General features: G+C 62.8%; 25 protein-coding genes, 3 tRNA genes and 1 rRNA gene. 18 read left to right on the forward strand and 11 right to left on the reverse strand.

Annotated features, from left to right (window positions below):
- The first annotated feature begins 6 nt into the window (after window positions 1-6).
- Window positions 7-122: ribosomal RNA gene (rrf, locus tag C9F12_RS06610) — 5S ribosomal RNA — on the forward strand.
- Window positions 123-611: 489 nt separating this feature from the next.
- Here the strand turns inward: rrf and C9F12_RS06615 are convergent.
- From C9F12_RS06615 to hisC, 3 genes are all read right to left on the reverse strand, one after another.
- Window positions 612-1,604 (reverse strand): 2-hydroxyacid dehydrogenase, encoded by a 993-nt coding sequence (locus C9F12_RS06615; RefSeq protein ID WP_108448383.1) that lies wholly within the window; start codon window positions 1,602-1,604, stop codon window positions 612-614.
- A gap of 66 nt (window positions 1,605-1,670) precedes the next feature.
- Window positions 1,671-2,075: a VOC family protein gene (locus C9F12_RS06620; RefSeq protein WP_108448384.1), complete on the reverse strand. Its 405-nt coding sequence runs from the start codon at window positions 2,073-2,075 to the stop codon at window positions 1,671-1,673.
- A gap of 49 nt (window positions 2,076-2,124) precedes the next feature.
- The gene (gene hisC, locus C9F12_RS06625; protein ID WP_045994655.1) at window positions 2,125-3,180 is read right to left on the reverse strand and encodes a histidinol-phosphate transaminase; all 1,056 of its coding nucleotides are present in this window, start codon (window positions 3,178-3,180) and stop codon (window positions 2,125-2,127) included.
- 136 nt (window positions 3,181-3,316) lie between these two features.
- Between hisC and C9F12_RS06630 the strand changes: the two genes are divergently transcribed.
- Both C9F12_RS06630 and C9F12_RS06635 read left to right on the forward strand, forming a co-directional pair.
- The gene (locus C9F12_RS06630; protein ID WP_045994656.1) at window positions 3,317-4,213 is read left to right on the forward strand and encodes an AEC family transporter; all 897 of its coding nucleotides are present in this window, start codon (window positions 3,317-3,319) and stop codon (window positions 4,211-4,213) included.
- Window positions 4,214-4,314: 101 nt separating this feature from the next.
- Window positions 4,315-4,770 (forward strand): copper resistance protein NlpE N-terminal domain-containing protein, encoded by a 456-nt coding sequence (locus C9F12_RS06635; RefSeq protein WP_108448385.1) that lies wholly within the window; start codon window positions 4,315-4,317, stop codon window positions 4,768-4,770.
- Between the two features lie 151 nt (window positions 4,771-4,921).
- Here C9F12_RS06635 and C9F12_RS06640 read toward each other — a convergent pair whose 3' ends face one another.
- On the reverse strand, window positions 4,922-5,647 hold the full coding sequence (locus C9F12_RS06640; RefSeq protein WP_108131086.1) for a PspA/IM30 family protein: 726 nt from the start codon (window positions 5,645-5,647) through the stop codon (window positions 4,922-4,924).
- 5 nt (window positions 5,648-5,652) lie between these two features.
- Window positions 5,653-5,922, reverse strand: coding sequence for a YiaA/YiaB family inner membrane protein (locus C9F12_RS06645; protein WP_045994659.1), 270 nt, complete (start codon window positions 5,920-5,922; stop codon window positions 5,653-5,655).
- Window positions 5,923-6,112: 190 nt separating this feature from the next.
- On the opposite strand from C9F12_RS06645, the gene C9F12_RS06650 reads away from it, so the two are divergent.
- The 4 genes from C9F12_RS06650 (at window position 6,113) to mnmH (ending at window position 10,604) form a co-directional block, all read left to right on the forward strand.
- Window positions 6,113-6,889, forward strand: coding sequence for a helix-turn-helix transcriptional regulator (locus C9F12_RS06650; RefSeq protein ID WP_108448386.1), 777 nt, complete (start codon window positions 6,113-6,115; stop codon window positions 6,887-6,889).
- Window positions 6,890-6,935: 46 nt separating this feature from the next.
- Complete coding sequence (gene radA / locus C9F12_RS06655; protein WP_108448387.1) at window positions 6,936-8,312, forward strand: DNA repair protein RadA; 1,377 nt, start codon at window positions 6,936-6,938, stop codon at window positions 8,310-8,312.
- A 151-nt stretch (window positions 8,313-8,463) separates the two neighbouring features.
- A complete protein-coding gene (gene selD, locus C9F12_RS06660; protein WP_045994662.1) occupies window positions 8,464-9,501 on the forward strand; it encodes a selenide, water dikinase SelD in 1,038 nt (345 codons plus the stop codon).
- Window positions 9,498-10,604, forward strand: a complete 1,107-nt coding sequence (gene mnmH / locus C9F12_RS06665; RefSeq protein WP_108448388.1) for a tRNA 2-selenouridine(34) synthase MnmH — start codon at window positions 9,498-9,500, stop codon at window positions 10,602-10,604. The genes selD and mnmH overlap by 4 nt, the downstream gene beginning before the upstream one ends.
- 4 nt (window positions 10,605-10,608) lie before the next feature.
- Here the strand turns inward: mnmH and C9F12_RS06670 are convergent, their stop codons facing one another.
- Window positions 10,609-11,298 carry a type 1 glutamine amidotransferase gene (locus C9F12_RS06670; protein WP_108131591.1) on the reverse strand — a complete coding sequence of 230 codons (690 nt, stop codon included), beginning with the start codon at window positions 11,296-11,298 and terminating at the stop codon, window positions 10,609-10,611.
- Between the two features lie 71 nt (window positions 11,299-11,369).
- On the opposite strand from C9F12_RS06670, the gene C9F12_RS06675 reads away from it, so the two are divergent.
- A complete protein-coding gene (locus C9F12_RS06675; protein WP_045994664.1) occupies window positions 11,370-11,663 on the forward strand; it encodes an MGMT family protein in 294 nt (97 codons plus the stop codon).
- A gap of 124 nt (window positions 11,664-11,787) precedes the next feature.
- Window positions 11,788-12,372, forward strand: coding sequence for a YjaG family protein (locus tag C9F12_RS06680; protein ID WP_108131089.1), 585 nt, complete (start codon window positions 11,788-11,790; stop codon window positions 12,370-12,372).
- A gap of 107 nt (window positions 12,373-12,479) precedes the next feature.
- Here the strand turns inward: C9F12_RS06680 and hisF are convergent, their stop codons facing one another.
- The 4 genes from hisF to hisB form a co-directional block, all read right to left on the reverse strand.
- A complete protein-coding gene (gene hisF / locus C9F12_RS06685; protein ID WP_045994666.1) occupies window positions 12,480-13,253 on the reverse strand; it encodes an imidazole glycerol phosphate synthase subunit HisF in 774 nt (257 codons plus the stop codon).
- A 9-nt stretch (window positions 13,254-13,262) separates the two neighbouring features.
- A complete protein-coding gene (hisA, locus tag C9F12_RS06690; RefSeq protein WP_108131090.1) occupies window positions 13,263-14,003 on the reverse strand; it encodes a 1-(5-phosphoribosyl)-5-[(5-phosphoribosylamino)methylideneamino]imidazole-4-carboxamide isomerase in 741 nt (246 codons plus the stop codon).
- A 134-nt stretch (window positions 14,004-14,137) separates the two neighbouring features.
- Entirely contained in the window at window positions 14,138-14,779 is a 642-nt protein-coding gene (hisH, locus tag C9F12_RS06695; RefSeq protein WP_108448389.1) for an imidazole glycerol phosphate synthase subunit HisH, read from the reverse strand.
- A 100-nt stretch (window positions 14,780-14,879) separates the two neighbouring features.
- Window positions 14,880-15,473 carry an imidazoleglycerol-phosphate dehydratase HisB gene (hisB, locus tag C9F12_RS06700; protein ID WP_045994669.1) on the reverse strand — a complete coding sequence of 198 codons (594 nt, stop codon included), beginning with the start codon at window positions 15,471-15,473 and terminating at the stop codon, window positions 14,880-14,882.
- A gap of 173 nt (window positions 15,474-15,646) precedes the next feature.
- On the opposite strand from hisB, the gene C9F12_RS06705 reads away from it, so the two are divergent.
- The 7 genes from C9F12_RS06705 to C9F12_RS06735 all read left to right on the forward strand — a co-directional run bounded on the left by C9F12_RS06705 (window position 15,647) and on the right by C9F12_RS06735 (window position 20,525).
- The gene (locus C9F12_RS06705) at window positions 15,647-16,096 is read left to right on the forward strand and encodes an acetyl-CoA sensor PanZ family protein (protein WP_045994670.1); all 450 of its coding nucleotides are present in this window, start codon (window positions 15,647-15,649) and stop codon (window positions 16,094-16,096) included.
- On the forward strand, window positions 16,093-18,453 hold the full coding sequence (locus C9F12_RS06710) for an AsmA family protein (protein WP_108448390.1): 2,361 nt from the start codon (window positions 16,093-16,095) through the stop codon (window positions 18,451-18,453). Before C9F12_RS06705 ends, C9F12_RS06710 begins: the two co-directional genes overlap by 4 nt.
- A gap of 127 nt (window positions 18,454-18,580) precedes the next feature.
- The gene (gene mutY, locus C9F12_RS06715) at window positions 18,581-19,687 is read left to right on the forward strand and encodes an A/G-specific adenine glycosylase (RefSeq protein WP_108448391.1); all 1,107 of its coding nucleotides are present in this window, start codon (window positions 18,581-18,583) and stop codon (window positions 19,685-19,687) included.
- Between the two features lie 164 nt (window positions 19,688-19,851).
- Entirely contained in the window at window positions 19,852-20,124 is a 273-nt protein-coding gene (locus C9F12_RS06720) for an oxidative damage protection protein (protein WP_045994673.1), read from the forward strand.
- 95 nt (window positions 20,125-20,219) lie between these two features.
- Window positions 20,220-20,295, forward strand: a tRNA-Phe gene (locus C9F12_RS06725).
- 7 nt (window positions 20,296-20,302) lie between these two features.
- Window positions 20,303-20,377, forward strand: a tRNA-Gln gene (locus tag C9F12_RS06730).
- A 72-nt stretch (window positions 20,378-20,449) separates the two neighbouring features.
- Window positions 20,450-20,525, forward strand: a tRNA-Thr gene (locus C9F12_RS06735).
- 153 nt (window positions 20,526-20,678) lie between these two features.
- Here C9F12_RS06735 and C9F12_RS22895 read toward each other — a convergent pair.
- Window positions 20,679-21,326, reverse strand: coding sequence for a transposase (locus C9F12_RS22895; RefSeq protein ID WP_162816403.1), 648 nt, complete (start codon window positions 21,324-21,326; stop codon window positions 20,679-20,681).
- 566 nt (window positions 21,327-21,892) lie between these two features.
- On the opposite strand from C9F12_RS22895, the gene C9F12_RS06750 reads away from it, so the two are divergent.
- Together C9F12_RS06750 and C9F12_RS06755 are read left to right on the forward strand one after the other, a co-directional pair.
- Entirely contained in the window at window positions 21,893-22,975 is a 1,083-nt protein-coding gene (locus C9F12_RS06750; RefSeq protein ID WP_045994473.1) for a hypothetical protein, read from the forward strand.
- Window positions 22,976-23,114: 139 nt separating this feature from the next.
- On the forward strand, window positions 23,115-24,233 hold the full coding sequence (locus C9F12_RS06755) for a hypothetical protein (protein WP_108448394.1): 1,119 nt from the start codon (window positions 23,115-23,117) through the stop codon (window positions 24,231-24,233).
- Window positions 24,234-24,255 lie beyond the last annotated feature (22 nt).

Raw genomic sequence — 24,255 nt, forward strand, 5'->3', positions numbered from 1 at the left:
TTTCCGCCTGACGACCATAGCGAGTGGGAACCACCTGATCCCTTGCCGAACTCAGAAGTGAAACCGCTCAGCGCCGATGGTAGTGTGGGGTCTCCCCATGCGAGAGTAGGTCATCGTCAGGCATTTATTCAGAAGAAGCCCGGTTATCGAGAGATAACCGGGCTTCTTCGCATGCATGGCTCTCTACAAGTTCAGCCCCGCTCTTTATATGTGGGGCCGCACTGCGTGCGGTCCGGCCGCTCGCAAGCTCGCGTCGTTCGTCCCCCCTTGCAGCTTCGCTGCAAAAGCTCGGGGTGACTCACCCCCATGCGAGCGACCTTGCTGTCTAAGCGTCATCGTCAGGCATTTATTCAGAAGTAGGCCCGCTCTTTATTTGTGGGGCCGCGCCGATAACCCCCTAGGTGCGGTCCGGCCTGGCTCTTCTCAAGGGCGGGCTCGCGTCGTTCGTCCCCCCCTTGCGGCGTTGCCGCAGCCCTTGTAAAGAGCGCTGGGGTGACTCACCCCCATGCGAGCGACCTTGCTGTCTAAGTGTCATCGTCAGGTATCTATTCAAAAGAAGGCCCAACTCCAAGAGGAGTCGGGCTTCTTTTGTTCAGGGCAGCGTCGACTCTCTAGAGCTGACAGTGCTGATCGAGAGAACGCCCTTCCTCGAAGGCGGCGAGGCTTTCCAGCGTGGTCGATGCGATCTCGCTCAGGGCTTCCCGGGTGAAGAAGCCCTGGTGGCCGGTGACGACGACATTGGGGAAGCTGATAAGGCGGGCAAAGACGTCGTCCAGCGGGATGTCGTCGCTGCGGTCCTCGAAGAACATGCCGGCTTCCTGCTCGTAGACGTCGAGACCCAGGTAGCCGAGCTTGCGACGTTTCAGGGCTTCGATACAGGCGCGTGTGTCGACCAGGGCGCCGCGGCTTGTGTTGATCAGCATCACCCCGTCCTTCATTCGGGAAAAGGCCGACTCGTCGATCAGGTGGTGGGTGTCTGGGGTGAGCGGACAGTGCAGCGAGATGATGTCGCTGTGTGCCAGCAATTCATCGAACTCGACCTGCGCGATGTCGGCTTGGTTAGGGATGCGGATGGGGGCTGGGTCGGTGACCAGCACGCGGCAGCCAAAGCCGCTCAGGATACCCGCCAGGGAGCGGCCGATCTGGCCGAAGCCGACGATCCCGACGGTCTTGCCGGCGAGGTTGAAGCCGAGCAGGCCATTGAGGTCGAAGTTATCCTCACGCACCCGGTTGTAGGCCTTGTGGATCTTGCGGCTGAGCGTGAGCATCAAAGCGACACAGTGCTCGGCAACGGCGTCGGGGCTGTAGGACGGTACGCGACACACCTGGATGTTAAGCCGGCGAGCGGCGTCGAGGTCAACGTTATTGAATCCTGCGCACCTGAGCGCGACCAGGCGTACCCCTACCACGGCCAAACGCTCGAGCACGGTGCGATCGAGCTCATCGTTGACGAATACGCACACTGCATCGAGTCCCTGGCAGAGGGTCACGGTGCGGGTGCTGAGGCGTTGCTCGAAGTGCACGATACTCAGCTGCGGGTGATGCTCATCGGAAAAGAAGGGGCGTTCGTAGGGCTGAGAGCTGAAGAAGCCTACCTTGAGCATGGTGCTTGCCTCGCGGGTCAGGGACAGTGGCGGAATCGGCTGAAGCGCTGTGTGGTTGCGGTGACGTCAGGCTTGCGTCTCGTAGAGTTCGATAGGTGTTCCGTCAGGGTCTGCGAAGAAGGTGAAGCGGGCACCGGTGAACTCGTCGACTCGGATAGGTTCGGGTCGCGCGCCACGCCGCTTCAGCAACGCGACGCTGGCGTCCAGGTCTGATGTTGCCAGGGCAAGGTGACGAAGACCGCAGGCCTCGGGATAGCTTGGCCGAGGCGGCGGAGAGGGAAAGGAGAACAGCTCGAGCTGGATGCCTCCGGGCAGGGCCAGGTCCAGTTTGTAGCTGTCACGCTCGTGGCGGTAGGCCTCGTTGAGGATGCGGGCGTCGAGCACCTCAAGATAGAAGCGCCGGGCGCGTTCGTAGTCAGCGGTGATCAGGGCGACGTGGTGCACTCCGGTCAACGGCAGACGCTCACTCATGGGGGCCTCTTGCAAAGAAGGGGCGCCGCGCGGCGCCCGATGTTGTGGCCTAGCGACAGAGGTCGCTGAGCACCTCGATCAGCGAGTCCATCTCGTCATCGGTGCCGATGGAAATACGCAGATGATCGCGCAGCGTCTCGGTATTGAAGTGGCGTACCAGGATGCCGCGCTCGCGCAGACCGACGAAAAGCTGGGCTGCGTCGTGCTTGGGGTGTGACGCCAGCACGAAGTTGGTCTGTGACGGCAGCACCTCGAAGCCCAGGTCATCGAGACGCTGGCGAGTACGTTCGCGTGTGGTGATCACCGCCTGACGCGTGGCCTCGAAGTAGTCGCTGTCTTCCAGTGCGGCGATGCCGATGGCGCTGGCCAGGGCGTCCACCGGGTAGGAGTTGAAGGAGTCCTTCACCCGGGTCAGACCCTCGATCAACTCCGGTGAGCCCACCGCATACCCAAGACGAAGCCCTGCCAGGCTGCGCGACTTGGAGAAGGTGCCGGTCACCAGCAGGTTGGGGTAGCGTTCGACCAGGGGGACGGCGCTCTCGCCACCAAAGTCCACGTAGGCTTCGTCCACCAGCACCACGCGGTCGGTGACCTTGTCGAGCAAGGCCGCGATGGCCTCGCGGCCATGGCCGTGACCGGTGGGGGCATTGGGGTTGGCAAAGATCACGCCGCCGCTGTCGCTGGCCAGGGCGTCCAGGTCGACACGCCACTGATCGTCCAGCGCGAAACGCTGGCTGTCGATGTCGTACATGCGGCAGTAGACCGGATAGAAGCTGTAGGAGATATCCGGCATCGCCAGCGGCTTGTCCTGGCGGAAGAAGGCCTGGAAGGCCAGCGCCAGCACTTCGTCGGAGCCATTGCCGGCGAAGACGTTGGCGGAGGTCGTGCCGAGGGCCTGGGCCAGGGCCTCACGCAGGGCGCTCGAGGTGGGGTCCGGGTAGCGCCGCAGATGGTCCGCCGAGAACTCGCGCAGGACCCGTTCCACGCCAGGCGCGGGCGGGTAGGGGTTCTCGTTGGTGTTGAGCTTGATCAGCTTCTCGCGGGGCTGTTCGCCCGGCACGTAGGGGGTCAGTTCCCGAACGTTGGGACTCCACAACTGGCTCATGGTCTCTCGCTTGGCAGGCTTGGCAGAATCGAAGGCTTGATTACCACTTTGGTCATGGTGACCGCTGCCAGAGCCCTGCGCAAGTCGCTGACGTGCTAGGCTGCGAGCGCTGACCGTTTGCCGCCTAAGAGACTCCATGACCGCTCAGATCCTCGCCACTCTGCTACCGGTATTTCTGATTTCGGGGGCCGGTACCCTCTATGGCAAGTTGCGCTCTCCCGACATCCGTAGCCTCAACACCCTCAACATGGAGCTGTTCGTGCCCATGCTGGTATTTGTGGTGCTGGCCGACCGCCAGGCGCCGCTTGAGGACTACGCCTGGCTGGCGTTGGCCGGCGCCGTGGTGGTAGTGGGGTCAGGGCTGCTGGTATGGCCGGTGGTGAAGTGGCTCAGGCTCGAGCCGAAGACCTTTGTGCCTCCGATGATGTTCAACAATTCCGGCAACATGGGCATCCCGCTGCTTATCCTGGCCTTCGGCGAGCAGGCGCTGCCGGCGGCAGTGGTGCTGTTCATCGTCGAAATGCTGCTGCACTTCTCGCTGGGACTGAAGATGCTCAGTCCCCATACGCCGCTTTGGCGCCTTTTGCGCATGCCCATCGTGCTGGCGAGCCTCGCTGGCCTGGCGGTTAATCTGTCCGGGCTTTCGCTGCCGGGCTGGCTGCTGGAGGCGATGCATATGCTGGGTGGTGTGTGCATCCCGCTGTTGCTGTTCGCCCTGGGCGTGCGGATGCTCGATATCGACTTCGGAGACTGGAAGACCGGACTGCTCGGAGCGGTGCTGTGCCCGCTTTCCGGGTTATTGCTGGCCTGGCCGTTGATCATGCTGCTGGAACTCGAGGGACTCAAGGCCGCGTCGCTATGGGTGTTCGCCGCCCTGCCGCCGGCGGTGCTCAACTACCTGGTGGCCGAGCAGTATCGTCAGCAGCCGCATTCGGTGGCGTCGCTGGTGCTGATCGGCAACCTCGGTAGTCTGATCGTGATGCCGATCGTGCTTGGCCTGGTGTTCGCCCACGTGATGCCACCGGTGTCGTGAGCCGGCAGCGATACAGGGCTGTGCGCAACGAAGCTGGGAGGTTATGCTGTCGGCAGGCTGCCGATTCGTCGGTTCCATGCTCAATGGTTAGGAGGACTAATATGCAACTCAGGACTTTGCTGGCGGGATCCGCCATGCTCGCCCTTTTGGCCGGCTGTGCGAGTGGCCCCAGCGACGAGGGAACCGGTGGTGAAGCCATCCAGGCGACCTCGGCGACCTACCAGGGGACCCTGCCGTGCCGTAACTGCGACGGCATCGCCCTGACGGTTACCATGGAAGGTGAAGACCAGAGCGCCCCGGCGCAGCGCACCTTCGATCTGACCGCGGCCTACCAGAACCATCCCCAGAATCCGCCGAACGAGAACTACTCCGGCAACTGGGATGTGCTGACCGGTACCGCCGACAATCCGGAGGCCACCGTCTACGAGCTGGTCCCCAACGGTGAAGGCCAGACCTACTACTTCATGCGCGTCAATCCGCAGACTCTGGAGCTGATCGACCCTCAGCGTCGTCGCTTCCAGAACAACGACATGCTGCAGCTGACCCGCCAGCAGTAAGTCGCACGACATGCAAGTGTCGAACACAAAGGGCGGCCCCAGGTGGGCCGCCCTTTGGCGTCTTGACGTGATGGTATTGTGCCGACAGGTTCGCTCGGCACCGCCTGGAGCTGTTTCGAAGCGCTGGCGGTGCTCGCGCTGATCGCAGGGCTCATGCCCCACTGGGCGATTCGCCTGGAACGGCAGCCGCGCTCCCTTGGGCCTTCAGCCTGGCAAGCACACTCCTGGCGTCCATCGATCCCTCGAGGATACCCGACGTCCTGAGGCGTCGATCCAGATCCTGGCCGCTGGCCTCTTCATCCAGCTCCTTGAGGGCCGTCGTGACCTCTGCCTGGTGTTGCTGGGACGTGCGGATGCGTTCGTAGCTGGTTGCAATTTCGTCCATGTGTCGCTGGAGCCCGGTACTGCAAGCGCCCAGTTTCCGCCCAAGGCCAGCATTGCCACCTCGCGCTTTGGCCAGTTTCATTTCGCGCTGGTAGTGGCGCAGTGACTGAGCCGCTTGCCCGAGCTCCTCGCGCAGGGTCTGTTCCTGTCGCGACAAGGCCTCGGCGTGCTGTCGCTGTGAGGTCAATTGGCTTTCGACCTCGGCGATGCGGCTGGCCACGGCCAAGGCCAGTGCTTCATCGTCCTGTTCGAGGGCCGCGCGAGCCTGGTGCTCTCTGGCTTCGAGCTGCTCGGCCAGTTGCTGGTTGTGGCGCTCGAGCTGTCTGCGTTCGGCGATCAGGCCAGCGAGATCGAGGCGTGCCTGGTGCAAGGCCTGCTCGGCCTCACGGATCTCCTGGGCCATGATCCGCAATGCGTTGGCATCCACCAGCTTCTCTACCGGTTCGTGAGCTGTCGCCCGAACCAGGGTGTGCAGTTTCGTCCAAAGTGACATGGTGGCTACTCCGTGTATTCCTTGAGAAGTTGCTGGGTGCGGGCCTCGGAGATGCGGTTGTGGAAGCGCCGGCTCTCGTGGTCATCGCGTAGCGTCTTGGACAGGGTGATGGTGGTGGAGACCAGAAACAGTGAACACACGCCGAGATAGCCTTTGACCAGCAGGTCGATGGGCGCCATCACGATGCCGACCGCCATGGCGGCCAGCGCGATGGCAAAGGTGACCTTGACGAAGAACAGCCAGCCTGACGAATTGTTGCTCGCTTCATTTTCCATGGAGATCTCCTGCTTACTGGGTGGTGGAGCCGACATCGCCTACAGGGTGTGGCGAGCGCGGCGTCGATGGCACTATGGCGAGGTCGGGGCGCGGTACGCCAGCAGGATCCGGAAGGTAGCGTGTTGTTGAGCCGTGAGTCGCGTATTCTGCTACCTTGGCCGGGGCTTTCGGCGATGAGGGATGTGAGTCATGGCGCAGACGGTGGCGATTGTGGATGCGCTCAAGGCGGCACTGCGGGCCAATGGCGTCACCTATCAGCAGGTGGCGGCGGCGCTTTGCCTGTCCGAGGCCAGCGTCAAGCGGCTGTTCGCCGAGCGCCAGTTTTCGCTGCAGCGCCTGGATCAGGTGTGTGCCCTGGTCGGTCTCGAGATCACAGACCTTGTACGCCAGCTGGAGCCCCAGGCGCTGGTCGACGCGATCGCCCCTGAGCTTGAGCAGGAGCTGGTCTCTGACATGTCGCTGCTGCTGGTGGCCTTCTGTGCGCTTAATCGCTGGCGCTTTGAAGATATCTGTGCGACCTATTCGCTCGGCGAGCCTCAGGTGATAACGCACCTGGTGCGGCTCGATCGTATGGGATTGATCGAGCTGCTGCCGGGCAATCGCATCAAGCTGCTGATCAGCTATGACTTCCAGTGGCAGCCGCAAGGGCCTATCCAGCGCTTCTTCGAGTCCCGGGTCCAGGAGGATTTCCTGGCGTGTCGCTTCGATCGCCCGGGCGAGATAAGACTGTTCGTCAATGGCATGCTGTCGGTGCGCTCCAATGAGGTGATGCAGCAGAAGCTTCGTCGGCTGGCGCTGGACCTTCGCCACTGTCATCAGGAAGATCTGTCGCTGCCGCTCGAGCAGCGCTTTGGTGTCAGCCTGATGATCGCCATGCGCCCCTGGGAGATGGAGGTGTTTCGCCGCTACCGCCGTGTTGAGGACGACAAGTGCTACCCGGGACACGGCGGCAAGCCGCAGTGTTGACCATCGCTGACGAACGAACCCGATTGAACCGATAGAGAGAGGATTCATGGCCAAGGCCAAGAGCGCCTTCGTGTGCACCGAGTGCGGTGCCGAGTACCGCAAATGGCAGGGGCAGTGTTCCAGCTGCCAGGAGTGGAACACCTTGACCGAGGTGCGTCTGTCCTCGCCTGCCAGAAGCGGGTCGAGCGCCGGCGCGACGGCGCGCGGTGGCTACGCCGGCAGCCTGTCGCGTGAGGTGGTGGATCTGGCCAACGTGGATCTGTCGGAGGTGCCGCGGTTGTCGTCGACCTTTGCCGAGTTCGACCGCGTACTCGGCGGCGGTCTGGTGCCGGGCTCCGCGGTGCTGCTGGGCGGCCACCCCGGGGCCGGCAAGTCCACCTTGCTGCTGCAGACCGCCTGCAAGCTGGCTCAGGAGCGCAGCGTTCTCTATGTCACCGGCGAGGAGTCGCTGTCCCAGGTGGCGATGCGCGCCCACCGCCTGCAGTTGCCGACCCAGGGGCTCAAGATGCTGGCAGAGACCAGCGTCGAGACCATCCTGGCGGTGGCCGAGCGTGAGCGCCCCGAGGTGCTGGTGATCGACTCGATCCAGACCATGCATCTGGAGGACATCTCGTCGGCACCGGGTGGTGTGGCCCAGGTGCGCGAATCCGCGGCGGCGCTGACCCGCTTCGCCAAGCAGTCCAGCACGGTGCTGCTGCTGGTCGGCCACGTCACCAAGGACGGTAGTCTGGCAGGGCCCAAGGTACTTGAGCACATGATCGACGCCTCTCTGCTGCTGGAAGGCGGCGCCGACTCACGTTTTCGTACCCTGCGCGGCCAGAAGAACCGCTTCGGCGCGGTCAACGAGCTGGGCGTCTTCGCCATGCTGGAACACGGCATGAAGGAGGTGAAGAACCCCAGCGCGATCTTCCTTTCGCGTCAGCAGGAGCAGGCCCCCGGCAGCCTGGTGATGGTCGTGTGGGAGGGCACCCGGCCGATCCTGGTGGAGGTGCAGGCGCTGCTCGACGAGTCGGCGTTGGGCAACCCGCGCCGTGTCGCGGTTGGCTTGGATGCCAATCGTCTGTCGATGCTGCTGGCGGTGTTGCACCGCCACGGGGGCCTGTTCACCGGCGACCAGGACGTCTTTCTCAACGTCGTCGGCGGGGTCAAGGTGCTGGAGACCAGTGCCGACCTGGCGGTATTGCTGGCGGTGGTGTCGAGCCTGCAGGGCAGGGCATTGCCGCGCGAGCTGGTGGTATTCGGCGAGGTTGGTCTATCCGGTGAGATACGCCCCGTGCCGAGCGGCCAGGAGCGTATCGTCGAGGCCGCCAAGCACGGCTTTACCCGCGCCATCGTGCCCCGGGGCAATGCCCCCAAGACATCCCCGGCGGGGATGGAGGTGGTGGCGGTGGACAAGCTCGCCGACGCCCTCGAAGTGTTGTAACCCCACCCATGAACTGATCACCAGGGCGCCAGACCATACCCTGATCACAGCCTGTTACCCGGGATGTGATCAGGACGATGGTGACTGCGCCGTGCCGATTCCGCCGGTCCTGCTGGTGTAGAATGGGCCCATCATTGCCAAGGAGACTTCCATGAGCGCCATCCGCTTGACCCAATACAGTCACGGTGCCGGCTGTGGCTGCAAGATCGCCCCCGATGTGCTCGACAGCATCCTGGCCAAGGCCGGTCCGGGAGCGAGCCACTCGAAGATGATCGTCGGCAACCAGGGACGAGAGGACGCCGCCGTCTTCGACCTGGGCGACGGGCGCGGCATGATCAGCACCACCGACTTCTTCATGCCGATCGTCGATGACCCCTTCGACTTCGGCCGCATCGCCGCCACCAACGCCATCAGCGACGTCTACGCCATGGGCGGTGACCCGGTGATGGCGTTGGGCATTCTGGGCTGGCCGCTGGACAAGCTGGGCGCGGACATCGCCGGTGACGTGGTGGCCGGGGCTCAGGCGGTATGTCGTGAGCTGGGCCTGGCGCTGGCGGGCGGCCACTCCATCGATGCCCCGGAGCCGATCTTCGGTCTCGCGGTCAACGGTCTGGTGGAACTCAAGCACCTGAAGCTCAACAAGGGCGCCAAGCCCGGCGATCTGCTGTTTCTGACCAAGCCGCTGGGGGTGGGCATGCTGACCACGGCGGAGAAGCAGGGGCTTCTGGAAAGCGGTCACCATGGCCTGGCGCGGGAAACCATGCTGATCAGCAACCGTATCGGTGCCGCCCTTGCGCGCATCGAAGGGGTGCGTGCGATGACCGACGTCACCGGCTTTGGCCTGGCTGGCCACCTGTCCGAGGTGTGCGCGGCCAGTGGCGTGGCGGCTCGCATCGACTTTCGCCGCCTGCCGCGCCTGGCCGAGGCCGAGGCTTACCGGCGCCAGGGCGCGGTACCCGGCGGCACCCGTCGTAACCGTGACGCCCTGGGGGCCAGCCTGCCGCAGATGGATGAGGCCCACTGGCAGTGGCTGTGTGATCCGCAGACCTCGGGCGGTCTGTTGATCTCGGTACACCCGTCCTGGGAGGACGATGTCGAGCGGGTCGGCCGCGAGTTTGGTATCGAGCTTGCACCCTTCGGCGAGGTCGTCGAGGCCAGCGGTGAGGCGCTGATCGAGGTGCGCGGATGAAGCTGCCGCTGGTCCCGGCGGATCCCGCCCTGCTGGTCGAGGGGCGCACCTTGATCGACGTGCGGGCGCCGGTGGAGTTCGCCCAGGGCAGCCTGCCCGGGGCGGTCAACCTGCCGCTGATGAACAACGAGGAACGCCATCAGGTCGGGATCGCCTACAAGCAGTCCGGCCAGCAGGCCGCCATCGCCCTGGGCGAGCGGCTGGTGTCCGGCGAGATCAAGGCCGCGCGCATCGAAGCCTGGAAGCGCCAGCTCGAGGCGGCCCCGGACGCCATCATCTACTGTTTTCGGGGTGGCCTGCGCTCGCAGATCGCCCAGCGCTGGCTGCTTGAGGCCGGCGTCGAACGACCGCGCATCGAGGGTGGCTGGAAGGCAATGCGCCAGACGTTGTGCGCACGCATCGATGACGCCGCCGCCCAGCCCATGCTGGTGGTGGGTGGCCTGACCGGCTGCGCCAAGACGTCCATCGTGCAGGCCCTGGACAACGGTCTGGATCTGGAGGGCTGCGCCCGTCACAAGGGCTCGGCCTTCGGCCGCCATCCACTGATCGCCCCCAGCCAGATCGACTTCGAGCACGCCATGGGCCTGCGACTGCTGTCATTGCACGGGCCGCTGGTGCTGGAAGACGAGTCGCGCCACATCGGCGCGGCCAATATACCGCTCGAGTTCTGGCGGGGAATGGAGCCGGCGCCGAGGATCCGCGTCGAGATGCCGCTGGACTGGCGCCTCAACCAGATCCACAAGGACTACATCGACGACCTGTGGACGATCTATCGCAATCAGTTCGGCGAGCGCCTCGGTTGGTCACTGATGCGCAAGCAGTTGTCGACGGCGCTGGGGCGACTGAAGAAGCGCCTGGGGAGCGCGCGACTGGCCCGCCTGCAGCGGCTGCAGACGCTGGCCTTCCGCGAGCACGAGGCCGGAAACCGCCAGGCCCACGAGGCCTGGCTGGCGCCTTTGCTTACCGAGTACTATGACCCCATGTACCGCTATCAGTTGGAGAAGCACACCGAGCGTCGCTTCCTGCATGTCGGTGACTGGGACAGCTGCCTCGAGTTCGCCAAGACCTGGAGTCAGCAGCAGTGGGACGCGGTGGCGAGTTAGACAATTAGACGTCCGGTGCCGTGCGCAGCCACTGGCTCAGCAGGCGATCCAGCAGCGGCGCCAGGGTATCCAGGCGCCGTGCCTCGGCAAGGATCGTTTCCGGCGACTGGGTCCTGGGGCTTGCGTCGGCGCCTTGCGGCAACGGCATCGTCTCGAGAAAGGCCGTCAGGCTCTCCTGGTGATGATGCAGGTGGCAGGCCAGGCCAACCACCCGGCCGGCGTCCCAGGCGAAGCCGAGCACCGGGCTTGTCGGCGTGCCGCCCAGCGGCAGGGCGTCATCGGGTAGTCCGAACACCTGGCGATGCCACAGCAGGGCGGGGAAGTCGTCGGGCAGGTCGAAGGGGCTGTCGTCGGCCAGGCTGACGGTCTGCCAGCCGGCTTCGGCCTGGGTGCCACGGCCCACCGGAGCGTCCAGCGCTTCGGCGATGCGCCGGGCGCCGGCGCCGAGCCCGAGCAGCGGCTTGTGGCCGTCGAGCATCTGGTCGATCAGCTTGCGTTCGGCCTTGAGCCAGGGCGCCTGGTCGCGGTCCTCGAGATCGTCGAGGATGATCAGGGCGTCGCAGTCCCCGGGGCGCGGCACCAGCTCACCGTCGTAGAGGTGGAAGACGGTGAAGCTGTGGCCCATGCTGGCAAGCCAGTCGCCGATGCGTGCGGGGCCCAGGTCAGGATGGTGCTTGAGCAGATGAAGGTGCATGGGGGCCTCGCTCAGATTGAGGGTGGGCGGCGCCATCCCTCGATGAAAATGCAACCAGAACGAAAGGTTACATGAATCCGGACGTCCGAGAACAGATTCTTACCATCATCAGCGAGATTCCTTCGGGGCGGGTGACCAGCTACGGACGCATCGCCGCCATGACCGATGGGGCCAGCGCACGCATGGTCGCGCGGGCGCTGCGCGATCTGCCGTCGGGGCATGAGCTTCCCTGGTTCAGGGTGGTGACGGCCTCGCGCAAGCTCGCCGACCACGGCGGGGCCGACGAGCAGCGCAAGCGTTTGATCGATGAAGGTGTGGCCTTCGATGAGCGTGGACGGATCGCCCAGGAGCGCTTCTGGCCTTGAGTCGCCCAGTCCGCTTTCGGCCATCGCCGTTTTCCCGACATTCGACACGCGACCCTCGACTCTCGCCCCTTGAACCTTGAATAAAGGGACCGGCAGCCCGTTTATTGCCAGCACAGGAGCCATCATGGCAAAGCCAGGATTTCACCAGCGCCTGCAGGCGCTGACTCTACGTCAGCAACAGGCCTTCATGGCCGCGTTGACCGAGCGCATGCTGCCCAACTATGCGCTCTACGCCGATACCAGCGGTCACGGGGATCTGGCGGGCATGAGGGCGATCCTCGACCTGGTGTGGGAGCAGTTGACGGTCAAGGACGCCAAGATCGACTTCGATCTCCAGGCCGAAAAGCTCGGCGAGCTGGAGCCTCCTCAACAGGACGACAGCTTCGGCGCCCGTCGTGCCCTCGATGGGGTGGTCGCGCTATCGGCGATCCTCGATACCCTGAGAGGCGATGCGCCGGACGCGGTGCTTGAGGTCAGCAAGGTCTCGAAGGCAGCGGTGCGCTCCTTTATCGAGCTGACTGAGGGAGAGGACGACGCCGAAAAGCTCGCGCAACTGGTCAAGCAGCACCCGTTGATGGAAGACGAGAACGACTTTCAGGATGCGGCGCTGGAGGCGGCCGAGGAAGAGCCGAGCAAGAAGCACGTCAAGGCGTTGAGAAAGCTTGGACGCAACGGTGGTGTCAGCAATCTGGGGCTGACCCTGGACTGAGGTCGGTTTCAGTCCGTACAAACGACCACCCCCACCGGGCTACCCGGCGGGGGTGGTTGGTTGCTGGCTCTGCAAGCCCTGGCTGAAGAGCCAGCCAAAGGCGTCGGTCAGAGGCGCATGGTGATGCCCTTGTCGGCCATATAGCGCTTGGCCTCGGGGATGGTGTACTCGGCGAAGTGGAAGATGCTGGCCGCCAGCACCGCATCGGCGTGGCCTTCGGTCACGCCCTCGACCAGGTGGTCGAGGTTGCCGACACCGCCGGAGGCGATGACCGGCACCGCCACCGCATCGCTGATGGCGCGGGTGACGCCCAGGTCGAAGCCGGCCTTGGTGCCGTCGCGGTCCATGCTGGTCAACAGCAGTTCGCCGGCCCCGTACTCGACCATCTTCTTGGCCCATTCCACCGCGTCGAGCCCGGTGGGGCGACGGCCGCCGTGGGTGAATATCTCCCAGCGAGGGGCTTCGCCTTCCTCGCTGACGCGCTTGGCGTCGATCGCCACCACGATGCACTGGCTACCGAAGCGCTCGGCGGCTTCACGCACGAACTCAGGGTTGGTTACCGCTGCGGTATTGATCGAGACCTTGTCGGCGCCGGCGTTGAGCATGGTGCGGATATCGTCACAGGTGCGGATGCCGCCGCCTACCGTCAGCGGGATGAACACTTCGCCGGCGATGCGCTCGACCATCTCCACCGTGGTGTCGCGGTCCTCGTGGCTGGCGGTGATGTCGAGAAAGGTGATCTCGTCGGCGCCCTGCTGGTTGTAGCGCTGCGCCACCTCCACCGGGTCGCCGGCGTCACGGATGCCGACGAAGTTGACACCCTTGACCACTCGGCCGGCGTCGACGTCGAGACACGGGATGATGCGTTTGGAAAGAGCCATGGAGCCTCCTCAGCCTTGGGTCAGTTCGTCGCACAGGCGCTGCCCTTCGGCGACGTCCAGGCTGCCTTCGTAGATGGCGCGTCCGGTGATGGCGCCGAGAATGCCCGGCTCGCCAGCCGCCACCAGGGCGCGCAGGTCATCGAGGTTGGTCACGCCGCCGGAGGCGATGACCGGAATGCCACCGTCCCGGGCCAGGGCTGCCGTGGCCTCGACGTTGACGCCGTTCATCATGCCGTCGCGAGCGATATCGGTGTAGACGATGCTGGAGACGCCGTCGTCGGCAAAGCGCTTGGCCAGATCCACCGCCATCACCTCGGACACCTCGGCCCAGCCGTCGGTGGCCACACGGCCATCATGGGCGTCGAGGCCGACGATGATATGGCCGGGGAAGGCGCGACACATTTCGGTCACGAAGTCAGGCTCCTTGACCGCCTTGGTGCCGATGATCACCTGGGAGACGCCGGCCTTGAGGTAGTGCTCGATGGTCTCGGCGCTGCGAATGCCGCCACCGATCTGGATCGGCAGGTCGGGGTACTGGCGGGCAATGGCGGTCACCGCCTCGCCGTTGACCGGACGCCCCTCGAAGGCGCCGTTGAGGTCGACCAGATGCAGGCGCCGCGCGCCGGCCTCGACCCAGCGAGCGGCCATGGCGACGGGGTCGTCGCCATAGGTGGTGGCCTCGTCCATGCGGCCTTGCTTGAGACGAACGCACTGTCCGTCCTTGAGATCGATGGCGGGAATTACCAGCATGTTGTGTCCTCGGGGTGCCTTTTCAGGGGCGTGCCAGTGTGATCGATGCAGGCAGGGCGTAGGCCGTGCCGATGCAGATGTCGGGCGGCGGCCAGGGCAAGCGAGCGCCTGCCCGGCCGGCGCTCAGGTCTGGGTCAGGGGTTCCACTGGACAAAGTTCTCGAGCAGCCTGAGGCCGGCGCGAGCGCTCTTTTCCGGGTGGAACTGCACCGCAAAGGTGGCGTCACGACCCACCGCCACATGGGCGCTGACGCTGCCGTAGTCGGTGGTACCGAAGACCTCGGCGTCATGCTCGGCGGCCACATAGTAGCTATGCACAAAGTAGAAGTGCGAACCGGGCTCGATACCCTCCCACAGCGGGTGGGCGTTGGGCTGCGCCACCAGATTCCAGCCCATGTGCGGGACCTTCAGGCGAGCGCCGTCACTGTTCTGCATGTCCAGCGGAAACCGCTTCACCTGACCGGCGAGGTGGCCCAGGCAGTCGATGCCGCCGTTCTCGTCGCTGTGGTCCATCAGCATCTGCTGACCCACACAGATGCCCAGCAGCGGCTTGGACTGGCTGGCCAGAAGCTCGCGAACCAGGCCGCTGAGCTCGGTACGCTCCAGTTCGCCCATGCAGTCGCGGATGGCGCCCTGTCCCGGTAGCACGACACGGGTCGCGCCCTGGATCGAACGAGCGTCGCGGGTCACCAGCACGTTCTCGTGGGTGACGTGTTCCAGTGCCTTGGCGACGGAATGGAGGTTGCCCATTCCGTAGTCGATGACGGCAATGGTCATGAAGCGCTCCTTGGTGGTTGGCCCGGAGGGGCGCCGCTGCCGGCGACCGCCTCGCTTGGTGTCTTGTCGTCTTGTTGCTGTTGGACCGCAGCCGGCGGCGTTAGAGGCTACCCTTGGTGGAGGGCAGCTTGCCGGCCATGCGGGGGTCCTCGGCGGCGGCCATGCGCAGGGCGCGGCCGAAGGCCTTGAAGATGGTTTCCGCCTGATGGTGGGCATTGAAGCCCTTCAGGTTGTCGATATGCAGCGTGACCTGGGCGTGATTGACGAAGCCCTGAAAGAACTCCCAGAAAAGCTGGGTGTCGAAACGCCCGATGGTGGCGCGGGTGAACTCGACGTTCATGGACAGGCCGGCACGGCCGGAGAAGTCGATGACCACCCGGGACAGTGCCTCGTCCAGCGGCACATAGGCGTGGCCGTAGCGATAGATGCCGCGCTTGTCGCCGATGGCCTGGTTGAACGCCTGTCCCAGGGTGATGCCGAGGTCCTCGACGGTGTGGTGGTCGTCGATGTGCAAATCGCCGTTGACGCTGATGTCCAGGTCGACCATGCCGTGGCGGGCCACCTGGTCGAGCATATGGTCGAGGAAGGGAACCCCGCTTTCACCCTTGAGGTTGCCCTCGCCGTCGAGGTTGAGGGTGACGCTGATCTGGGTTTCCTTGGTGTCACGGCTGACCGTGGCAATACGCTCGGACATGTCGTCTCCTGCGCTCACGCGCATGTCGGAATTGGGGGCCTTGTTTCTAAGGTGGGCCGGTCGCGGTGCGAGGCGCACAAGACAGCCATTATAGTGAATCGGCACCCCCATCCGCTACAATGCAGCCATTCCAGTGGCGGCCGTCGCCGCCCTCCGGCCAAGGGAGACAGCGTATGCCGGTGACCCTCTTTCGCGTCGACCAGGATGTCTGGGACGCCGATGAACAGGTGCGGATCGATCTGACCCGCATTTATGCCGATGCGCCGGAGGAGCGCATCAAGCTCCCGCCGGGAGCCTACGTGACCCGCCAGCTCGAACATGGTTTCTTCTGGGCGGCGCGCTTCAATGATCGCCTGCTCGGTGCCGTCGCCGTCAGTCCTGGTGACGGGCGCTGGCGCATGTTCGACCTCTGTGTTCGCAAGACCACTCGTCGGCGTGGCGTGGGCTCGCGCCTGCTGGCGCTGATCAGCGCTGCCGCCAACCGTGACGGCGTGGCGCTGAGCGTGGCCGGTTCGCAGCTGACCCTGGCCGACCAGATGCTGCTAAAGCGTCTGGGCTATCAACTGACGCGAAGCGGCGATGATTTCCAACTCGATCTGCCCACCGGAGAAAGCGGCAAATGAAACGACTCGTAAGAACCCTGCTGGCGGTCGTCGGCGTCCTCGCCCTGGTCACGGTGGGCGCGGTGGTCTACGTCACCACCTTCTTCAACCCCGAGGACATGAAGCCGAGGCTGGTGTCCGTGGTGAAGGAGCACACCGGGCTCGAACTGTCGCTGGAAGGCCCATTGGAGTGGTCCTTCTATCCGCGCATTGGTGTCAGCGTGGCCGAGGCCGAAGCGCGCCTGCCGGATCAGGCGGATGACGCTCAGGCCTTTGCTGCCTTCTCCGAGGCCTCGGTCAGCCTGGCGTTCACACCGCTGTTGCGCGGCGAAATCGCCATCGACGGCCTGACCTTGGATGGGCTGTCGCTGAATCTCGAGCGCGACAGTGATGGCACCGGCAATTGGGAGGCGCTGCTCGAACGCCTCGAAAACAGGGCCGATGACGCCGAAAAGGCGCTGGCGCCGGCTAGCGCAGGCCCCAACCCGGATGATGAAGGCGGTCTGTCGGTGGCCCTGAACATCGCCAGCGTCGAGGTGACCAAGGGCCATCTGAGCCTGGTCGATCATCAGGCCGGCCGCGAGTGGCAGGCCGAGAAGCTCACCATCAACGGCAGCAACGTCAATCCGGATACCGCCTTTCCGCTTAGCTCCACCTTCCAGCTGAAGGTGTTCGACCAGCTCGATGGCGGCGGTGAGGGCGAAACAACGGAAGAGCGCACCCCTGGCCTGCAAAGCGATGTCACCCTGGAGAGCGACGTCAATCTGGGGCTCGCCGACAGCCGCCACGTGCTCAGCGACGTGATGCTGGAGACCAGTACTCTCCTGGCCGGTGCCTCGGAACCCCAGGAGGCGACCCTGACCAGCGACGAGGTGGTGCTGAACCTTGGCGAGCAGCGTCTGCACATGGCGCCGAGTCAACTGGACGCCAGCCTGCTGGCACCCCAGTTAGGCGAGAAGCGTGTGGCCATGACGCTTTCGTTCCAGCTGGAGTCGGACTTCGACGCCGGTACCGCCCAGCTGCGCGATATCGCCTTGAGCGGCCCCGATGGTCTGTCGATCAAGGGCAATCTCAACCTGAAGGAGCTGAATTCGGCGCCACGCTATGACGGCCAGGTGCGTCTGGCACCCTTGTCGCTGCGTGCCTGGCTTGCGCGCATGGACGCCATGCCCAGCATGTCCAGCGACGAGGCGCTGTCGGAAGTGGCGCTGACCAGTCCGGTGGAAGGCACCCTCGAGCAGCTCTCGCTCAATGGTCTGACGCTGGTGCTCGATGACAACACCTTCTCCGGTTCCCTCGGTGCACGCTTCGATGGCACCCGGGTCGATCTCGATCTGGAAGGCGACCGCCTCGACGCCGACAGCTATCTGCCGCCGCCCGAGCAGGACACCGCCGCCAACGGCATTCCCGGCATCGCGTCGGCGCTGGCCCAGGACCAGGACGGCGCACCGGCGATCCTGCCGAAAAGCTTTCTGGCCGGGCTGGACGAGAGCGTATCGCTGGCGCTGGGTCAGCTGATCCTGGGCGGCCAGCGCTACCAGGATGTGTCCTTGAGCATGCAGGGCGAGGGTGGAAGGCATCGTCTGACCGGCTTCGAAGCGGGCTTCCATGAAGGTCGGCTTAAGGCCACCGGGGTGATAGACGCCAGCGGCGATGACCTCGCCTGGCAGCTGGCGCCGGAGGTCGAGGGCGTGCGTCTGGAGTCGTTGCTGACATCGCTTGGGCAGGAGCCCGCCCCGCTCAGCGGCTCGCTGCATGCTAGTGGTGAACTGACCACCCGCGGCAATGCTCGCCATGAGCTGACCCGTAACCTCAACGGCACCCTGGACACGCGGATCAACGAGGGCAGCATTCCCCGCGCCAATATTTCGCGTCAGTTGTGTACCGCCGTGGCGCGCCTCGAAGGCGAGCAGACCACCCGCGAGTGGAGCGAGAACACCCGCTTCGAGAACATCAGCGCGCGCTTCACCATCCGTGACGGCGTCGCCCATAACGACGACCTGTTGATCACCCTGCCGGGTATCGAGGTCAGTGGTGGTGGCCAGCTCGATCTGGGCAGCCAGCGTTTTGATGCCAACGGGGCGGCCCGCTTTGTCGACACCGCCGATGCCGCCTGCAGCGTCAATCGGCGTCTCGAAAAGGTGCCCTTCCCGGTGCGCTGCGAAGGCAGCCTGGAGGGTGACAGCAGCCAGTGGTGCGGCTTTGACGCCGACGCCTTCAAGGCCAATCTGGGCGAGCTGGTCGCCGAAGAGGCCCGCTCCCGCGTCAACGAAGAAGTCGAGGAGCGGCTGGGCAAGGAGCTCGAGCGTCTCGACGAACGCATCGGAGAAGAGGCTGGCAAGGAACTTCGTGACGCCGTCCGTGGTCTATTTAATTGAGCATCAAGCAAGCCAGTCACTGCGCCGACCTCCGTGTCGGCGCTTTTTTTCGTGTCTGACTTTTGAGTGATGGTAACTAATTGGTTTTATGAAATATTTATCAGAAGTCTCTGGCCCTGACAGTTGGATGAAAGGCGACAAGGATAGCGGTCGAGTGTCGCCGCTGCTCAGTACAGAGGTGTTTTCCCGGCGCCTGCTCGACTGGTTCGATGTGCACGGTCGCCACGATCTTCCCTGGCAGAATGATCGTACTGCCTATCGGGTGTGGGTCTCGGAAATCATGCTGCAGCAGACCCAGGTTACTACTGTAATTCCCTATTTTGAGCGGTTCATGCAGCGCTTTCCTGATGTGAAGGCCCTCGCCGAGGCCAGCCAGGACGAGGTCCTTCATTTGTGGACCGGGTTGGGCTACTACGCCAGAGGCCGGAATCTGCACAAGGCGGCCCGGGTCGTGGTGGAACAGCATGCAGGCGAGTTTCCCACCGACAGCCTCGATGCTATGGCCGCGCTGCCCGGCATTGGCCGCTCGACCGCCGGGGCGATCATCGCCCAGAGCACCGGCAGGCGAGCCGTCATTCTGGATGGCAACGTCAAGCGCGTACTGACGCGCCTGCACGCGCTGGAAGGCTGGCCCGGTCGGCCAGCGGTGGAACGCGAGCTCTGGCACCTGGCCGAGCACTACACGCCGGAACAGCGAGTGGTGGATTTCACCCAGGGCATGATGGACCTTGGGGCGACACTGTGCCGCCGTGGCCAGCCGGACTGCGAGCGCTGCCCGTTCGCCGATGTCTGTGTGGCCCGCGCCCGGGGGGAACAAAAGCGCTTCCCGGAGTCCAAGCCGAAGAAAGCGATCCCCTTGCGCCATACCCGCATGCTGGTGCTCAGCGACGAGGCCGGGCGCATCCTGCTGGAGCAGCGGCCTTCCCAGGGGCTGTGGGGCGGGCTGTGGGGGCTTCCCCAGTTCGACAGCGACGCCGAGATCGATGCCTGGCTCGATACCCACGCGCCAGGAGCCGAGCGAGACGAGCCTTGGTCGAGCTTCGTTCATGTGTTCAGTCACTTTCGCCTGGAAATCACGCCGGTGCCGGCACGTGGCGGGCGAGTCGATGGCGTTGCCGAGGGACGGCTGTGGTACGACCCCCAGGCGCCGGAGTCGGTGGGGCTTGCCGCACCGGTAAAGAAGCTGCTCGCCTCACTTGCTCCCTTTGCCTTGAGCCAGCCACCGTCGCGTTGACGTCGGTGCTGCCCCCCGCGCTGATCTTGGCGCACAGGGAGCCTGGGACGAGCGCCACGGCTCTGCAGCAACAGAACGCTTAAGTCTGGGCGGGGCACACTGCTATCCTCGTGCCAGCAGGCCACACCGTAGCCAGCAGGCCGTACCATAGAAAGGAGACCGCCATGAGTCAGACCGTGTTTTGCCGCAAGTACCAGAAGGAGCTCGACGCCTTGCCCTTCCCCCCGCTGCCGGGCAAGAAGGGGCAGGAAATCCAGGCGAGCGTGTCACGCCAGGCCTGGGAAGAATGGCAGGCGCTGCAGACCCGTCTGATCAACGAGAAGCATCTGAACATGATGGACCCGGCTAACCGCGAGTACCTGATGGAGCAGATGGAACGCTTCTTCGACAATGAAGAGACCGACCGCGCCGAGGGCTATGTTCCGCGTGACGCCTAGCCTTGCGACGCCTTGAAAAGCGCTCGCCATCATTTTGAAAGAAAAGGGGTTGACGGAAAACGGAGGAATTGGTTTAATACGTCGCGTTGGCAAGGGGCCAGATAGCTCAGTTGGTAGAGCAGGGGATTGAAAATCCCCGTGTCGGCGGTTCGATTCCGTCTCTGGCCACCAACTCTGCTGGGGTATCGCCAAGTGGTAAGGCACCGGTTTTTGGTATCGGCATGCGCAGGTTCGAATCCTGCTACCCCAGCCACGCCAACCCCGTTTCGGGTGAGACGCCCAAGGCGTAACACCAGAGTAGCAAGCGACCTTCCGGTCGGCCCGAGCCGGCATAGCTCAGTTGGTAGAGCAACTGACTTGTAATCAGTAGGTCCCGGGTTCGACTCCTGGTGCCGGCACCATCTAAAAGATGGTTATGGATCAACGACTTGCTGCAACATCAAAACCGCCCAAGAGGCGGTTTTTTTGTGCGTGGGTGAATCATGGTGTCGTGCCCGGCAGCGCGGGGGCACTTCAGGCGTTCGGCACCTGCGCAGGCACTCTTCGTACAAGTCCTAGCGCTTGAGTTCGTCTCTCAGCGTCCTGACCTGCGCGATGTCCAGCCCCGACAGCTCCGACACCGTCTGGTCATCTAGCTGAGTCCGCTCGATCATGTTGCGGGCGACCTCCAGACGAGCCTTCTGTTCGCCCTTCTGTTCGCTTTCCAGCAGGCCTTCCTCACGTCCTTCCTTGCGGCCTTCCTCACGTCCTTGCTTGCGGCCTTCCTCACGTCCTTGCTTGAGGCCTTCTTCAAGACCCTGTTGCTTCCACTGCTCGGGCCATCGTTTTGCACGCTCCGCCAGCATGTTGTGTACCTCATTGAGTTTGTTGAGATTCTGCCACTCAGTTCCTTCGCTCTCGGGTATCCAGTTGGGCAGCAGCACGCGCTTGATCCAGATGGCGAAGTGACGGCGCAGACGAGTCTGGTCCGGCGCTTCGAGCCATCTTGCCAGCAGCCCGATCAGTTCGACCGCCTCCCTGGTGCCACGGTGGTGTTCCAGTCGAAATATGGCGTCTACCACGTTGCGTGCCTCCGGCGACCAATGCTCCGAGTCCACGATGGCGCCTTCGTCCAGCAGAAGATAGGGCATTCGTGGACGGTATCGCTCCAGCTCCCTGGGCACGCTTTGCACGAGGTCCGATACGTCGACGCGGCGTTCCAACGCTTCTCTCCATTGTAGATGAAGCCTGTCAGGAGGACTCGATATTGAGCATTGATTGCCCGGGTTAGGCTGTAGTAGATGGTTTTACTTCTTGATCCACATCATGAAGTTGTATGGCTTTCTCGATGGCGCATTATTCTTGGTGGCGAGATTGACCTGATGTTTGTTTGTCTCTTCTGGTTCCCGCCCACCATTCATGAATCATTGTTGTTGTGTGTGGCAGTTGGCCATGGCTAGTCATGATGGTAAATCATGTGTTTTTTGTATGTTTATGGGTGAAATCTTACAGGTTTGCCACATCCGGGATTAGGCGATGCTTTGAAGAAGATATCGCTGATATTGCAAAGATTACGTGTGCTTTTATGCAAGACGTAGGAATAGGATGGGAGAGAAAGTCGTCCTGATTGAAGATGTGCAGGTATATCACAGGACACATGGTTTTCTCGAAAAAATGTGGCGTTTTGGTTGCTGTTTAACTCAGAAGCGGTATAGGCGCAGTCAAGGTTAGGATTTGGGTCGCGCTAGATGCCTTTTATCCGGACAGATCACAGGGAAATATCGAAAAAATGAAGAAATCCCATTTCGATACCATGATTGAAGAATCGAGCAACAAGGTAAAAGAGTCGCAGCGAAAAATCGCCGAGGTCACTGCCAGTGTTGAAGCCGCTCGTGCCCGCGCAGATGCAGGAGACTCAGTAGGCTTCAACATCGAAGTTGCTACCTTGGATGACGTTCATGCCCACACCGAGACCATGAACGCCAATATCGCAGAGTTGATCATGGGGCTTGATGACACTACTGCCGGTTTTTCCAAAGATTTTGACGAAATGCGCAACAAGTCCAGTATGGAGAAGTTCGTCGGAATCTTTAGCAAGGGGAAGGCTGAGTCCATGCGTCAGGAGCGAATGAGGAGCGCAAGCATAGACGAAAAGCTGCAGGACCTCATCGCCAAATCCGACATCATCGTAAAACTTCTGGATGGCCAATTACAGGAGCTCGAGAGCCAGCAGGAAAAGGTCCAGAAGAATCTGGAACGATCGCTGGGTGATAGAGAGGCAGCGGTAGCAGAGCTTGAGTCGCTGAGAGCCGAAATAGAGGCACTTGACCCACAGCTCATCGATCTGGAGAGCAAGATATCCGTGGAGCAGGATGCAGCGCAGCGTACTCGCCTGGAAACCGAGCTTGCAGACACGAATACACGCTACAACGCGCTGGTCCAGGATGAACAGGTCAGCATCTCCCGCTCGCAAACGCTCGAGCGCTACATCGAGAAGGGGAAAACCTGGTTGGACAGTCTTCAGAATCAGGCAGCGACTCAAAAGGTGCTGATCAACAAGCTCCAGACAGATACTCAGCAAAGAGTTGTGCTATATGACGCCCTGAGTAAGTCGTTGAAGACGGCTCAGCAGCAGGACGTAGCGCACAGGATCAACGAAATTGGCTCGCAGACAGACCAGGAAGCTCAGACTGCGATGGCAGGCATCGGCAGTGCAACCAACCAGCGCATGGCCGATATGCTCGAAGCACATGAAGGCCAGATGGTGTATGCAAGAGACGTCCTGGAGAAAAAGGCCCGCGCTGACGAGCGCTTTGCTCGAAGATTTTCAAAGATCGTCGAGAAACATGACAAGAATCTGTATGGGCGTTGAGGGGTATGTTCCCCATTACTCGAGACGTGATAGGTAGAGGTTTTATACCAGCTTCCTTCTGGAGGCGATCATTCGGTGAATGATGTCATCGTTGAATGAAAATGATGTGCTAGCCGGTACTCGCCGAAAAGAGGGTGCGATGGATTCGTCAGATTGTGATCATCTTGAGTTAGTTGACGTGTATGCTTCGCGTCATTACTTTCGGAGATTCAGCGAGATCCTCCAGCGGCTCGAGCGAGTGGCGGCAGCCATGCATGCCGGCGATCAACTGAACCGCATAGATGCAAGAGCACTGACGGATTATCTGAAGCGTCTTGATTTTACCTTTGACGCCTTGAGCACCAAGTATTTGATGGTGGGGCAAACCCCCTCCCGGAGTCTCGGTAGCCTCACCGTGGACCGGCGCGAGAGTGGCTTTCCGGTCGCCAGCGAGTTGATGCGTATGGCTAATGACGCTCAGCAAGCTTCACGCCATCTGACAAATATGCCAAGTACACGCGAACTCAAGGCTCAGATGATTCGCACCATCCTTGGTGAGTGCCGTTCGCCTACCCGACTTCAGTATGCCATGTCCCAGCGACTCTATTACGAGGAAATCTCTCGAGGCGCTCTTTTCTGGATTCAAAATGACCCTCAGTGCGAGATGCTGGACAGTGACGGTGGGCGAAGGCGTTTTTTCATCCATTGGGCTGTCTATGACAGCCAGGTCAATCTGCCTGTCATCTACTTGATGGAGGTCGATGACAGTGGTTCTGTTCCTCTGCCAAAAGACGAATACCGTTGGCCAGCTGTCCAGGCTCACCTGATGGCCCAGTCCCTTGCTGGACTGACATTGCTGACCATTGCCCGTGGGTTGGATGCGGACTTCGATGACGTTCATCCAAAACGGCTCCACCGCTATCACATTGGGCCCATGTACTCGTCCTCCTATACCGAGCAGGCCGGACCGTTGCGGCAGATTCTCGAGCAGGCCTGTCCAGGGGGAGAGGACGATTGGGCCTTGGCCTGGACCCAAGAGGAGCTCGATAGTGATGGGACGCAAGAAGAACGTAGTGGATGGTTCAGTAAGGTCGAGCGCGAAATCTTTGCCCTGGACCCCTTCTCTGATGGTGCAGGTCATTCCGGAGCTACTCGTACGTTACGCTCCATCATTTTGCCTCAGCGTCCGTATCAGGTTCTGGCTGAGCTGGCCCCCTCCGGGTTTGCCGATGTGCAGAAGTTTGTGGTCAGCCCATCGGGACAGGTGCTGCACTTATAACACGATGACGGCGCCGTCCTGA

The sequence above is a fragment of the Halomonas sp. BN3-1 genome, assembly GCF_003056325.1.
In the GTDB taxonomy this organism is placed as follows: Bacteria; Pseudomonadota; Gammaproteobacteria; order Pseudomonadales; family Halomonadaceae; genus Halomonas; species Halomonas litopenaei.

Bases quoted from the DNA above. Each gene is read 5' to 3' on its own strand.
- C9F12_RS06615 (WP_108448383.1), bottom strand. From the start codon at position 1,604: ATGCTCAAGGTAGGCTTCTTCAGCTCTCAGCCCTACGAACGCCCCTTC.
- C9F12_RS06620 (WP_108448384.1), bottom strand. From the start codon at position 2,075: ATGAGTGAGCGTCTGCCGTTGACCGGAGTGCACCACGTCGCCCTGATC.
- hisC (WP_045994655.1), bottom strand. From the start codon at position 3,180: ATGAGCCAGTTGTGGAGTCCCAACGTTCGGGAACTGACCCCCTACGTG.
- C9F12_RS06630 (WP_045994656.1), top strand. From the start codon at position 3,317: ATGACCGCTCAGATCCTCGCCACTCTGCTACCGGTATTTCTGATTTCG.
- C9F12_RS06635 (WP_108448385.1), top strand. From the start codon at position 4,315: ATGCAACTCAGGACTTTGCTGGCGGGATCCGCCATGCTCGCCCTTTTG.
- C9F12_RS06640 (WP_108131086.1), bottom strand. From the start codon at position 5,647: ATGTCACTTTGGACGAAACTGCACACCCTGGTTCGGGCGACAGCTCAC.
- C9F12_RS06645 (WP_045994659.1), bottom strand. From the start codon at position 5,922: ATGGAAAATGAAGCGAGCAACAATTCGTCAGGCTGGCTGTTCTTCGTC.
- C9F12_RS06650 (WP_108448386.1), top strand. From the start codon at position 6,113: ATGGCGCAGACGGTGGCGATTGTGGATGCGCTCAAGGCGGCACTGCGG.
- radA (WP_108448387.1), top strand. From the start codon at position 6,936: ATGGCCAAGGCCAAGAGCGCCTTCGTGTGCACCGAGTGCGGTGCCGAG.
- selD (WP_045994662.1), top strand. From the start codon at position 8,464: ATGAGCGCCATCCGCTTGACCCAATACAGTCACGGTGCCGGCTGTGGC.
- mnmH (WP_108448388.1), top strand. From the start codon at position 9,498: ATGAAGCTGCCGCTGGTCCCGGCGGATCCCGCCCTGCTGGTCGAGGGG.
- C9F12_RS06670 (WP_108131591.1), bottom strand. From the start codon at position 11,298: ATGCACCTTCATCTGCTCAAGCACCATCCTGACCTGGGCCCCGCACGC.
- C9F12_RS06675 (WP_045994664.1), top strand. From the start codon at position 11,370: ATGAATCCGGACGTCCGAGAACAGATTCTTACCATCATCAGCGAGATT.
- C9F12_RS06680 (WP_108131089.1), top strand. From the start codon at position 11,788: ATGGCAAAGCCAGGATTTCACCAGCGCCTGCAGGCGCTGACTCTACGT.
- hisF (WP_045994666.1), bottom strand. From the start codon at position 13,253: ATGGCTCTTTCCAAACGCATCATCCCGTGTCTCGACGTCGACGCCGGC.
- hisA (WP_108131090.1), bottom strand. From the start codon at position 14,003: ATGCTGGTAATTCCCGCCATCGATCTCAAGGACGGACAGTGCGTTCGT.
- hisH (WP_108448389.1), bottom strand. From the start codon at position 14,779: ATGACCATTGCCGTCATCGACTACGGAATGGGCAACCTCCATTCCGTC.
- hisB (WP_045994669.1), bottom strand. From the start codon at position 15,473: ATGTCCGAGCGTATTGCCACGGTCAGCCGTGACACCAAGGAAACCCAG.
- C9F12_RS06705 (WP_045994670.1), top strand. From the start codon at position 15,647: ATGCCGGTGACCCTCTTTCGCGTCGACCAGGATGTCTGGGACGCCGAT.
- C9F12_RS06710 (WP_108448390.1), top strand. From the start codon at position 16,093: ATGAAACGACTCGTAAGAACCCTGCTGGCGGTCGTCGGCGTCCTCGCC.
- mutY (WP_108448391.1), top strand. From the start codon at position 18,581: ATGAAAGGCGACAAGGATAGCGGTCGAGTGTCGCCGCTGCTCAGTACA.
- C9F12_RS06720 (WP_045994673.1), top strand. From the start codon at position 19,852: ATGAGTCAGACCGTGTTTTGCCGCAAGTACCAGAAGGAGCTCGACGCC.
- C9F12_RS06750 (WP_045994473.1), top strand. From the start codon at position 21,893: ATGAAGAAATCCCATTTCGATACCATGATTGAAGAATCGAGCAACAAG.
- C9F12_RS06755 (WP_108448394.1), top strand. From the start codon at position 23,115: ATGGATTCGTCAGATTGTGATCATCTTGAGTTAGTTGACGTGTATGCT.